Source organism: Pseudomonas sp. GXM4, assembly GCF_008923895.1.
GTDB classification, from domain to species: Bacteria; Pseudomonadota; Gammaproteobacteria; order Pseudomonadales; family Pseudomonadaceae; genus Aquipseudomonas; species Aquipseudomonas atacamensis.
Genome location: NZ_WBRZ01000039.1, coordinates 16,375 through 27,954, shown reverse-complemented (window position 1 = coordinate 27,954; position 11,580 = coordinate 16,375). Strand labels below are relative to the sequence as shown.

Below are 11,580 nucleotides of genomic sequence, written 5' to 3'. Positions count from 1 at the left end.
GGATAAAAATGCCCATGCGCCCAAGGATTGTATAAACGCCGGCCACCCGGAAAACAAGTCGGTAAATGCGTTCGGACAAGGCCGAATTCTGTGATAGGGTTCGCGCCCTTAAAAAACCGCTGAAGCGTTTTTCCAGGCAAAAAAACAGTGACAAACGGTCTGGCTCAGCAGGTTCGCGGCCTACACGCGTTTTCCCTGTTTCTTACACAAATTACGCACAGGCTTATCCACAGGTAGTACGTTGCAATCCCCCCCTGAAACGCATTATCTTGTAGCACGGCGAAAACAGAGACCCTACATATAGGGTTTTCACCTAAAACGCCCAACCACATTTCAGACCTGAAACTCAAGTGCTTTATGGCCAGTTTCCGGTAGAACAAGCGAGTTTTTTCAAGCCCAAACCGCACTGGCGGATGGCACCGTTTTATTTGGTCCGAAACGGACAAAACGGTATGGGTGTTGCAGTCATGACTGCCACCCGCGAAGGAATCCGGTGGCGAGCTTCGGCCCGTAACCAAAACTTCGGCAAGGATGCGGCGTTGCAGCCTTTTTCCTACTGTTCCGAAGTTTGTAATGCCGACGCCCGTCGGTTGCAGTGCTTCGGTACAGAACGGTGAGCACCATGACGGTGCCAAACAAACATAGAGAATGTGGAGACCCCCCCCATGCAAACCGACACAACTCGCGAGAACCCGCAGGGCACCTTGCCGCAGGCCGCCGATTCGACTTCGGATCTGGCAGCCACCGCGCCTGGCCAGCTGCGCGTGATCAAGCGTAATGGCACTGTCGTTCCTTACACCGATGACAAGATCACCGTCGCTATCACCAAAGCGTTCCTCGCAGTTGAGGGCGGCACCGCTGCCGCCTCGTCGCGAATCCACGACACCGTTGCGCGCCTGACCGAGCAGGTCACCGCGACCTTCAAGCGTCGCATGCCATCGGGCGGCACCATCCACATCGAAGAAATCCAGGACCAGGTCGAACTGGCCCTGATGCGCGCCGGCGAGCAGAAAGTCGCCCGTGACTACGTGATCTACCGTGACGGCCGTTCGAAAGAGCGCGCAGCTCACGCTCCTGCCGAAGCAGCAGTCAACGCGCACCCGTCGATCCGCATCACCCGCGCCGACGGCAGCCTCGCGCCGCTGGACATGGGCCGCCTGAACACCATCGTTACCGAAGCCTGCGAAGGCCTGGAAGAAGTCGACGGCGACCTGATCCAGCGCGAAACCCTGAAGAACCTGTACGACGGCGTGGCCCTGACCGACGTCAACACCGCCCTGGTGATGACCGCCCGTACCCTGGTCGAGCGCGAGCCGAACTACTCGTTCGTCACCGCCCGCCTGCTGATGGACACCCTGCGTGCCGAAGGCCTGAACTTCCTCGAAGTCGCCGAAAGCGCCACCCATCACGAAATGGCCGACCTGTACGCCAAGGCCCTGCCGGCCTACATCGCCAAAGGTATCGAGTTCGAACTGCTGAACCCTGTGCTGGCCACCTTCGACCTGGAAAAACTGGGCAAGGCGATCAACCACGAGCGCGATCAGCAATTCACCTACCTGGGCCTGCAGACCCTGTACGACCGCTACTTCATCCACAAGGATGGCGTGCGTTTCGAACTGCCGCAGATCTTCTTCATGCGCGTGGCCATGGGCCTGGCGATCGAAGAGAAGCAGAAAGAAGACCGTGCGATCGAGTTCTACAACCTGCTGTCCTCGTTCGACTACATGGCTTCGACCCCGACCCTGTTCAACGCCGGTACCCTGCGTCCACAGCTGTCGAGCTGCTACCTGACTACCGTGCCGGATGACCTGTCGGGCATCTATCACGCGATCCACGACAACGCCATGCTGTCGAAATTTGCCGGCGGCCTGGGCAACGACTGGACGCCTGTTCGTGCGCTGGGTTCGTACATCAAGGGCACCAACGGCAAGTCGCAAGGCGTGGTGCCGTTCCTCAAAGTAGTGAACGACACCGCTGTGGCCGTGAACCAGGGTGGCAAGCGCAAAGGCGCAGTGTGTGCCTACCTGGAAACCTGGCACATGGACATCGAAGAGTTCATCGAGCTGCGCAAGAACACCGGTGACGATCGTCGTCGTACCCACGACATGAACACCGCCAACTGGATCCCTGACCTGTTCATGAAGCGCGTCTTCGATGACGGCAAGTGGACCCTGTTCTCGCCATCCGAAGTACCGGACCTGCACGACCTGACCGGTAAGGCCTTCGAAGAGCGCTACGAGTACTACGAAGCGCTGACCGAGTACCCGGGCAAGGTCAAGCTGTTCAAGACCATCCAGGCCAAAGACCTGTGGCGCAAGATGCTGTCCATGCTGTTCGAAACCGGCCACCCATGGCTGACTTTCAAAGACCCGTGCAACCTGCGCAGCCCGCAGCAGCACGTCGGCGTGGTCCACAGCTCGAACCTGTGCACCGAGATCACCTTGAACACCAACAAGGACGAAATCGCCGTTTGCAACCTGGGCTCGATCAACCTGCCGAACCACATCGTCGACGGCAAGCTCGATACCGCCAAGCTGCAACGCACCGTGAACACCGCCGTGCGCATGCTCGATAACGTGATCGACATCAACTACTACTCGGTGCCGCAAGCGAAGAACTCCAACTTCCGCCACCGTCCGGTCGGTCTGGGCATCATGGGCTTCCAGGACGCTCTGTACCTGCAGCACATCGCCTACGGCTCCGACGCCGCCGTCGAGTTCGCCGACAAGTCGATGGAAGCGGTCAGCTACTACGCGATCCAGGCTTCCTGCGACCTGGCCGACGAGCGCGGCGCCTACGAGACGTTCAACGGCTCGCTGTGGTCCAAGGGCATCCTGCCGCTGGATTCGCAACAGATCCTGATCGAGCAGCGTGGCGAGAAGTACATCGATGTCGACCTGAAGGAAACCCTCGACTGGGCACCGGTTCGCGCCCGTGTACAGAAAGGCATCCGTAACTCGAACATCATGGCCATCGCACCGACCGCGACCATCGCCAACATCACTGGCGTCTCGCAGTCGATCGAACCGACTTACCAGAACCTGTACGTGAAATCGAACCTGTCGGGCGAATTCACCGTGATCAACCCGTACCTGGTTCGCGACCTGAAGGCTCGCGGTCTGTGGGACTCGGTGATGATCAACGACCTGAAGTACTACGACGGTTCGGTGCAGCAGATCGAGCGCATCCCGCAAGAACTCAAAGAGCTCTACGCGACCGCGTTCGAAGTGGACACCAAGTGGATCGTTGACGCCGCCAGCCGTCGTCAGAAGTGGATCGACCAGGCCCAGTCGCTGAACCTGTACATCGCTGGCGCATCGGGCAAGAAGCTCGACGTGACCTACCGTATGGCCTGGTACCGTGGTCTGAAAACCACCTACTACCTCCGTGCCCTGGCCGCGACCAGCACCGAGAAGTCGACCATCAACACCGGTAAGCTGAACGCTGTTTCCAGCGGCGGCAACCATGGTGATGATTCGGTACTGGCCGCACCGGCCGGCCCGGCGCCAGTGCCAAAAGCCTGCGCGATTGACGAGCCGGATTGCGAAGCTTGCCAATAAGCTGAGCTGAGATCAGGCGTTGCGAGACGCCTGATATCTCGAGAAAAAAGAAAACCCCCGACAGACTTCTGGTTTGTCGGGGGTTTTCTCTTTTCCTGAAACACTGCGGCTCTAACGAACCGGCAAAAAGACTCCTCAACTGAAAGAGTCTTTAACAGTACTTAACGGCGGCAACCGCCGTTATTGAAAGGACCTGCCACGCGGACCCAGCCGCTGGCTTGCGGGACATTGCTGCACATAGTGCGGCCGGTCGAAGCCGACTCATACAACCACCAGGAAGCCGGTGCCGCCTGAGCGATTACAGCACCCAGCAACAAACTTGCGGCCAAAGTCAGACCAAAACCCATACGCAGCGACATAACGATCTCCATTTCACGTGAATGTCTCCAACACGAACAGCGCAAGACAAGCATCTTGCCGACTCAAGCAGAAACGATATTAGAAGTGCCGAAACCCAGCACTTATCAATCATCAAAAGACTCGACGAAAGAGCGCGAACCTTACGCCACCGCGCAATCAATAACAACACTCAAAAGATCGGAACAACGCAACTATCTAATTATTAAATACTTAAAAACCGCGCAACCAGGCACACAAAAACATACAACGATAGTTGCATAAATGGACCAACTAAAAAAGCAAAGTGGTTAATCCAAACGCGCCATCACGGCATCTTCCTTAACGATAAAACTTCCATTGATCAAGTTTAGGCAAACGCTCAAGGCGCAAAGCCTCCACCTAGCGCCAGGTGCAACGTCATTTGGGCCTGAAGACGCTCGAAGCGATTTTGTGCTAGAGAAATTTGCGCCGCCCGACGACTTTCTTGCAGATCCAGCCACTCTTTTATACCAGTCTGCCCACTGCGATACCGAATCTCGGCCAATCCTTCGGCTTGGGTTGCCGCCGCCAGTGCCTGCTCACGTCGCCTTCCCTGCTCAGCTAGCTGAACTTGTGCCGACAGCGCATCTTCGACTTCCGCCAAAGCGCTATAGAGTCCTTGCCGAAATTCGATAACCGCTACCTGATAGTCCACTTCAGACAGGCCAACTGTGTACTTTCGAACATTCCATTGAACGAACGGCAAGCTAATGCCAACGCCCAATAAGCCAACCGGATTACTGAGTACTTGGCGTAACTGCTGACTTGCGCCAGTTGTCAAATTGCCGGTGAGCGAGAAAGTTGGGTAGAAGCTGGCACGCGTTGCATCATAGTTTGACAGCGCTTGCCGCAACCTCCATTCCGCAGCTTGCAGATCGGGGCGCCGAGCAATCAATTCGGCAGGCAAGCCTGCCGGTACATCAGGCAAGGGCGACGATGGTAATTTTTCAAGTTCGGAAAAGCGATGCTCGGGCGCCTGATTGAAAATGATAGCCAGCGCATTGCGCGCCACTTCAAGTTGCTGCAGATAATCGCTAAGCACAGCACGCTGAGTGGCCAGCACCTGTTCGGCTTGCGCCTCTTCCAACCCAGTTGCCGCGCCAACTCGATGTTGGGCCTGCACCAAATGCAAAGTTTGCTCGGCGTAGTGGATACTTTCCCGCGCCGAACTGGCCAGTTCATTGAAGAGACCAATTCGCCAATACAAGCGCGCGGTGTTACCGACCAGGCTCAGAGAACTGGCGCGTCGATCAAAGTCAGTCGCCAGTAATGCCCATTGTGCAGCATCGCGCGCGCTCGCCAGTCGCCCCCACAAGTCGATCTCATAACGCACCGATGAAGAGGTTGAAAATCGACGCTGACTTGAATTGCCGCGATGAAGGCCACGACTCCAATCCGCCCCCGCACCCACATCAAGATCCGGCGCGATATCAGTGCCTGTAAGTCCTGCCTGAAGTGTGGCCTGGCGCACCCTCAGGCCAGCAACAGCCAAATCGTTATTACGCGCCAGTGCGTCGTCGATCAACGTGCTCAGGCACTGATCGGAAAAAATTTCCCACCATCGCGCCTTGGTAACCAATGAGCGTTCGTGCGCGATGTCACCGAACCAGAAAGCGGGTGTCTGGACTTCCGGCTGACGATAATCGCTGTGCAACAAAGTGCCACAGCCGCCCAGGCAAAGAGGCAACAGCAATGCCCAGGCACTGTTGAAGTTGATGCGCGTCATTCGCGGGACAACGCCTGAATCGGATCAAGTCTGGCGGCATTGCGCGCCGGGATATAGCCGAACAGAACGCCCACCAGAAGCGAGCACAGACAGGCTGAAATCATCGCCAGCGCAGTGAACTCCATCACGATCGTCTGCACGAAATAGCCAAATACCTGACTGACCAGCAAGGACAACAGGACGCCTAGCAGCCCCCCCAGCAGGCACACCAGCACCGCCTCGATCAGAAATTGCTGCAAGATGTCCGCACGCCGTGCGCCGACGGCCATGCGCAGGCCTATTTCCCGGGTTCGCTCAGTAACCGATACCAGCATGATATTCATCACGCCGATACCTCCCACCATGAGCGAAATCAACGCCACGGCGGAAATCAGCAGGGTCAGGGTATCTGTGGTTTTCTGTATGATTTTCAGGATGCTGTCGCTGGAACTGAGGAAAAAATCGGCGCGCCCATGCCGCGCCACCAATAGCGTCTGCAGCGCTTGTTCCGCCGCGGCGCTGACAACTTGATCCTTGAGCCGAACCTTGATGGAACTGAAATGGCTCTGCCCAAGCAAACGACTCATCACCGTCGTGTAGGGCAGATAAACCTGAAGGCTCGGTCCTGAAAAACCGTCATCGCGATTTTCCATGACTCCGACTATCGTGCAAGGCAGCCCGCCCACCAGAATCACTTGGCCCAGCGCTTCCTCCCAGTCCTTGAACAATCGTTTTCTGGTGTTGTGATCAATGATCAATGTCTGACCGCGACGCACTGCATCGCTGGCACTGAACACTACCCCTCGAACCATGCGGATGCCCATCACCTGGAAATAATCCTGACCAACACCATTGACGGTGCCGCTGACATGCACGTTGCGGTAGCGGATCGTCCGACTGGTATTGACCATCGGTGAAACGCTGTCGACCCAGCGCTGCGCCTGAATGATCTGCAAGTCTACTGGCTGCAATGTTCGTATCGAGTTCGCCTGCTCGTCACCCCAGTCCTTGCCTGGATACACATCGACTGTATTCGTGCCCATGGTACTGATGTCACGTAATACTTGAGTCTGAGCACCCTGCCCCAGCGCCACTACCGAAACCACCGAGGCAATGCCGATGATGATCCCCAACATGGTCAACAATGTGCGCATGCGATGACTGCACAAGGCAGCCCAAGCTATCTTGAAGGCTTCGCGCAAACGTCGCCATTGCACCGCCGCCACTGGCTCGCGCTGCTGATCCTGCGATTTGCTTGCGGGCTCGCCGGACGGCCTCTGAACAAGTTTGCGGCCAGCATTCACCTGATCTGCGACGATCTCGCCGTCACGAATTTCGATGATGCGATCGGTGCACTGCGCCACTTGCAAGTCATGGGTCACGATGATGATCGTATGACCGCTGCGATGCAGCTCGCGCAGGATCGCCATTACCTCTTCACCACTGCGCGAGTCCAGCGAACCGGTAGGTTCGTCGGCCAGAATCACAGGGCCGCCGTTGATCAATGCACGGGCAATGCTGACTCGTTGCTGCTGACCACCGGAAAGCTGCGCTGGCAGATACTGCATCCGTTGCCCTAATCCAAGCCGCTGCAACAGCTCTTCGGCTCGTTGCCGATGCAGGGTAGATGGCTGATCGGCGTAAATCGCCGGAACCTGCACATTGGCTGCCGCACTCAGATGCGAGAGCAAATGAAAACGTTGAAAAATGAAGCCGAAGTGCTCGCGTCGCAACGTCGCCAGCTCATCGCTGCTCATTGAGAAGACGTCGGCGCCATTGATGCAGTAGCGACCGGCAGAGGGGCGGTCCAGACATCCGAGAATGTTCATCAGACTGGACTTGCCGGAACCGGACGGCCCGATGATGGCCACCATTTCACCGGCACCAATGGTCAGATTCACATTACGAAGTACTTGCGTCCTCGCCTCGCCATCAGCGAACCAACGCTGCACGTCCTCCAGGCATAACAGCGGTATGACAGAGCGTGCTTCTTTCATCGGATCTGACGCAGAGCGCACAGGCTCGTTAAAGCTGTTCATTGCGGCTCCGGCTCTTCGCCGATGACAACCTCGTCATGCTCTTTGAGCCCTTCCAGCACCTGAACGTTAAGGTCATTGCGTAATCCGGTTGTGACCAGCACTGTCTGCGGCTGGCCCCCTGTCATTCGGCGCACTTCGTAGCGGCCGTCAGCGGCGCGCCGACCCAGCGCGGCCACCGAGACCGTGGTGACTTTCTGTGCTGATTCAAGCAGAACACTGACCTGTGCCGTCATCGAGGGACGTAACGAACGGTCGTCATTCGGCACGTCAAACAGCGCATTGTAATAAACCGCTGCGTCTGCACCGCCGCCAGTCGAGCCGCTCGCTCCCTGCGACTGTTCCTGCCGGGCAATGGACTCGGGCGCCGGTTCAACTGCACGAATATGGCTTGTGAAGCGTCGGTCTGGATTGCCCAGAATATTGAACGACACCATTTGACCAGGCTTGACTCGAACTACATCGGCTTCCGATATCCGAGCCTCGACCGTCATACGGTCCAGCCGGGCAAGAATCAGCAATGTCGGAACACTCTGTGCTGACACGACCGTCTGGCCTTGTCTGGTAACTACGGCGATGACCTCCCCGTCCATCGGTGCGCTGATACGCGTGTAGCCCAAATTGACTTCGGCGATCCTGATTTCAATCTCTGCCTGGGAAATCTGTGCCGCCAAGGAAGCCAATTCCGCGCGCGAGCTTTGTAGTTGCGCCTCGGCTATTTCGAGATCGGCACGCGATCCAGCTTCACTGGCCACCAGGCTTTGCTTGCGACGAAAGTCCAATTGGTACTGGCGAATCATCGCCTGTCGGGCCTTGTACTGCGCCCGCACACTGAGCAATGCGGCTCGCGCTTTGAGCAGTTCATTCTGAGGTAGCAACGGGTCGATTTCAGCCAGCAACTGACCTCGGTGCACCGTATCGCCCAGCCCCGCCTTCAGGCTCTGGAGTTGTCCATTGACTTGCGCACCGACGCTCACTTGCTGGAAAGGTTTGACCGTACCGCTGGCCAACACGGTTTCTTCAATGTCTTCGATGACGACGGTCGCGGTGAGGTATTTCTTTGGCGCGGCGCCCCATTGATTACCCCACGAGACCCAGACCAGAAGAGCAGTCACGAACAGCGTTCCGAACGCAATTCGCAAGCGAGAGGAAAGAACCATGAATCGTTGCGTCCTTGTCAGCAGTTGGGCCAGCCGCTCATTGGGGCCCGGATTTGCGCGAGCAGGCAGATGAACCGGCTCGAGGAGACGGGTTCGTCAAGCATGACTGGCCCGGTGCTGCGCATTAAACAAGAAAGCCCCTCAAAAAGGGGCTTTGCGTTACAGCTTTTTACAAAACATCAATGTCAGGTCATCTGAATGATGGTCTGCATAATCGTGCTCTGCGTCGAAATGGTCTTCGCGTTCGCCTGATAGTTGCTCTGGCCCTTGATCAGATCGACCAGCTCATTGGTCAGGTTGACGTTCGACTCTTCCAGCGAGTTGGACTGGATGGAGCCCAGCGTGCCGGTTTCCGGAGCGTCATAACCCGGGATACCCGAAGCGAAGGTTTCCTTCCAGCTGGTGCCGCCGACAGCTTGCAGACCTTGCTCGTTAGTGAAGCTGGCCAATGCGACCTGGCCGATGGCCTTGTTCTGGTTGTTGCTGAAGTTAGCGAACAGGGTACCGGTGCCGTCGATGGTCAGGTTGGTGATCTGGCCGGTAGCGTAACCATCCTGAGTCGGGATCGTGCGTGAGGTGTCGGCGTTGTATTGGGTGGTGCTGGCCATGGAAATGGTCACGCCATTCGGGTTCGCCGCTGCGCCGTTAGGCGTAAATACGCCATTGGTCACGGTGCCTGGCTTCCAGTTTTTCAGGGTCAGGTCACTGCTGATGATCGGGGTAGTCGGGTCCGCCGGGTTAGGCGTGCTCACCTGAACCAGTTTGCCTGAACTGTCGAACGTCAGCGTCGAAGCCACCGGCGGCGTGGTGACAGGATTGGTACCGGTAGCATCCGGGTTGCGTCCATCAACCAGGGTGTAGACCTTCCAGACATTGTCGCCGGTCTTGACCATGTACTGATCCATGACGTGCGAGTTGCCCTGAGTGTCATAGATCGGCGTGCTGAAGGACTTGGTGTAAGTCTCAGGCTTGGAAGGATCGAACACGACGGCAGTGGCGCCAGTATCGATGATTTTCGGTGCCGACGAATTCAGGTTGATGCTCGAGGTCACCGCCGAAGTGGATTTCGGCGCGAGGTTCGAGGTATCGATCTTCAAGTCGGTCAACACACCGTTGAGGATCTTGCCGTTGGCATCCACACCGTAACCCTGCAGACGCGAGGTGTAGTCGGTATTGGTAATGAAACCTTGGTCGTCGACCTTGAACGTACCGGCACGGGTGTACGAGATCGAGCCGTTGTTGCTCATGGTGAAGAAGCCGGAACCGTTGATCCCCATGTCCAGCACGTTGCCAGTGTTGTTGATGTCACCCTGGGTGAACTGCTGGGACACATTGGCCAGGCGCACGCCGTTGCCGATCACTTTGGTACCGGTACCCAAACGAGTGGCCGAGTACACGTCTGCGAATTCTGCCCGCGAGGATTTGAAACCGGCGGTGGCGACGTTGGCGATGTTGTTGCCGGTCACGTCCAGTTGCTTGTTGGCTGCATAGAGACCGCTAAGGCCGATATTGAAAGACATATTCCACTCCTTTATGCCGGGTTAGTCGGCTCTATATACCAATGGTTTGTACTTTGGACAGGGCGACGGTGCCTTTGCCAGCCAGGTTGAGCATCAGCTCACCGCCGGTCTGGCTGATCGTCACGCTGTTGACGGTCGCTGGCAGGTAAGTCGCCAGGTCCGTCGCGGTGCCGTTGATCGGTGCGTTGGCCTTGAAGGTGTAAGTACCGACCGGCACCACGGTGCCAGCAGTGTCCTTGCCGTCCCAAGTGAAGCTGGCATCGCCGGCAGCGCGGCTGCCCAGGTCGATGGTGCGCACGGTTTTGCCGTCCTTGTCGGTGATGGTCACGGTGCCGCCGGCAATCGACGACGGCACGCTGACCGAACCGGTCAGACCTTTGCTCGGGTCATCGAGCTGGGCGGTGTTGGTCTGCACAATCACGTTGCGACCGACCAGCGACGACGCTTGCAGCGCCTGCGACGAGTTGTAGTTGCCGGCAAGGCCACTGACGGTGGAGTTCAGCGTGGTAATGCCTTCAAGGCTGCTGAACTGCGCCAGTTGCGCAACGAACGCGCTGTTGTCCTGCGGATCGAGCGGGTTCTGGTTTTTCAGCTGGGTGACCAGCAATTGCAGGAAAGCATCCTTGCCCAGCGCCTGGCCGCCGGTGGCACTGTTGGTCGCCGAAGCGATGCCGCCCGACGTAGTGCTGCTGGCCTTCTTCGACGAGTTGGCCAGGATGTCGTTCATGCTCAGGCTGCTGGTGGTATCCGTAACGCTCATGGCAGTCGCCCCTTATTACTGACCGAGGGTCAGTACCTTCTGCATCATGGTTTTGGCGGTGTTCATCATTTCCGCGTTGGTCTGGAACGAGCGGCTCGCGGAAATCATGTCAGCCATTTCTTCCACCACGTTGACGTTCGGGTAGTAGACATAGCCCTTGGCGTCGGCAGCCGGATGGTTCGGCTCGTAGCGCGCTTCAAGATTGCTCTGGTCTTCGACGACGCCGAGCACCTGCACGCCCTGCCCGGCCGCGTCCTGGTTCTGGAACAGCGAATTGCTGCCGCCGGCCTGGCCGCCCTGGAACATGGTGGCGAATACCGGATGGCGCGCGCGGTAGGTCTGGTCGATGCTCGACGAAACGGTTTCGGCGTTGGCGATGTTCGAAGCCACGGTGTTCAGGCGTGTGGTCTGCGCGCTCATGCCGCTGCCGGCAATGTTGAAAACGCTGGACAGGGACATGG

General features: G+C 57.6%; 7 protein-coding genes. 1 reads left to right on the top strand and 6 read right to left on the bottom strand.

Annotated elements, in window-relative coordinates:
* The first annotated feature begins 665 nt into the window (after nt 1-665).
* Nucleotides 666-3,560, top strand: coding sequence for a ribonucleoside-diphosphate reductase subunit alpha (locus tag F8N49_RS08370; protein WP_024013986.1), 2,895 nt, complete (start codon nt 666-668; stop codon nt 3,558-3,560).
* A 718-nt stretch (nt 3,561-4,278) separates the two neighbouring features.
* On the opposite strand, the gene F8N49_RS08360 is transcribed toward F8N49_RS08370, so the two are convergent.
* The 6 genes from F8N49_RS08360 to flgC form a co-directional block, all read right to left on the bottom strand.
* Nucleotides 4,279-5,664: an efflux transporter outer membrane subunit gene (locus F8N49_RS08360; RefSeq protein ID WP_071173268.1), complete on the bottom strand. Its 1,386-nt coding sequence runs from the start codon at nt 5,662-5,664 to the stop codon at nt 4,279-4,281.
* Nucleotides 5,661-7,640, bottom strand: a complete 1,980-nt coding sequence (locus tag F8N49_RS08355) for a MacB family efflux pump subunit (RefSeq protein WP_071173384.1) — start codon at nt 7,638-7,640, stop codon at nt 5,661-5,663. Before F8N49_RS08355 ends, F8N49_RS08360 begins: the two co-directional genes overlap by 4 nt.
* A gap of 38 nt (nt 7,641-7,678) precedes the next feature.
* Nucleotides 7,679-8,839, bottom strand: a complete 1,161-nt coding sequence (locus tag F8N49_RS08350; RefSeq protein ID WP_071173269.1) for an efflux RND transporter periplasmic adaptor subunit — start codon at nt 8,837-8,839, stop codon at nt 7,679-7,681.
* A 185-nt stretch (nt 8,840-9,024) separates the two neighbouring features.
* Nucleotides 9,025-10,359: a flagellar hook protein FlgE gene (gene flgE / locus F8N49_RS08345; RefSeq protein ID WP_071173270.1), complete on the bottom strand. Its 1,335-nt coding sequence runs from the start codon at nt 10,357-10,359 to the stop codon at nt 9,025-9,027.
* 31 nt (nt 10,360-10,390) lie between these two features.
* Nucleotides 10,391-11,119 (bottom strand): flagellar hook assembly protein FlgD, encoded by a 729-nt coding sequence (gene flgD, locus F8N49_RS08340; RefSeq protein ID WP_071173271.1) that lies wholly within the window; start codon nt 11,117-11,119, stop codon nt 10,391-10,393.
* Nucleotides 11,120-11,134: 15 nt separating this feature from the next.
* Entirely contained in the window at nt 11,135-11,578 is a 444-nt protein-coding gene (gene flgC, locus F8N49_RS08335; RefSeq protein ID WP_016773614.1) for a flagellar basal body rod protein FlgC, read from the bottom strand.
* Nucleotides 11,579-11,580 lie beyond the last annotated feature (2 nt).